Origin of the sequence: Marivita sp. S2033, from assembly GCF_046592965.1 — a bacterium.
GTDB lineage: Bacteria > Pseudomonadota > Alphaproteobacteria > Rhodobacterales > Rhodobacteraceae > Marivita.
In genome coordinates this window covers 1-721 of record NZ_JBISBV010000051.1, presented here as the reverse complement: position 1 = coordinate 721, position 721 = coordinate 1, and the positions used below count along the sequence as shown (strand labels likewise).

General features: G+C 57.8%; 1 protein-coding gene. It reads left to right on the top strand.

What is annotated here, in order from left to right; all coding sequences use genetic code 11:
* Nucleotides 1-196: 196 nt before the first annotated feature.
* On the top strand, nucleotides 197-721 hold a 525-nt coding region (locus tag ACGKZZ_RS17265), incomplete at its 3' end, for an IS110 family transposase (protein ID WP_411224754.1).

Genomic DNA, 721 nt, shown 5'->3' with positions numbered 1-721 from the left:
TCCTGACCCTTCTGTATCTCCAGTTTGCTATATTGTCCCCGTCAGCGGCCTTGGCCGAGGTCGCTGACGGGGCGGTGTATGGCGTCTGAGCCTTGTGGCACTAACCACGTTTGCTAGCGAGCCAGCACCGTCTCTTTTCATCATCTCGAACAGTTGCATGTGGCCAGATCGGACCACGGATCAGAAGGAAGAGAACATGGATACGGTAACACAAGCTGCGATCATCGGCATAGACATCAGCCGTGATTGGCTAGACGTTCATTGTTTGCCAGGAGGCAACCGCGCGCGTTTCCCGAACAAAGTCAAAGGCCACGAACAAGTCGCTCAACTCGCTTTCGAGCTGAGCGCGCTGGTCTGCTTCGAGGCCACCGGCGGGCAGGAGTGGCGGCTTTGGGTCGCGTTGGACGATGCTGGCATCGCAACGCGGCAATTGCCGCCGGCTCAGATCAAAGCTTTCGCGGCAAGCAGGGGCACACGGGCCAAAACCGACCGGATCGACGCGGAACTCATCGCGCGTTTCATGGCTTTCAGACCTGATGCCGGGCGAACCCTCCCACATGGAAAGTTACGTCTTCTCAGAGCCTTGACCTCTAAGCGGGCGCAGCTGGTCGAAACCCGAAAACGCCTTCTTGGGCAGATCAAGGCGCAGGGGAAGCTCGGATCAACCGAGATGTTTGCAGCCATGGACGAAGACCTCAAAGGCTTGCTCGACAGCCAAATT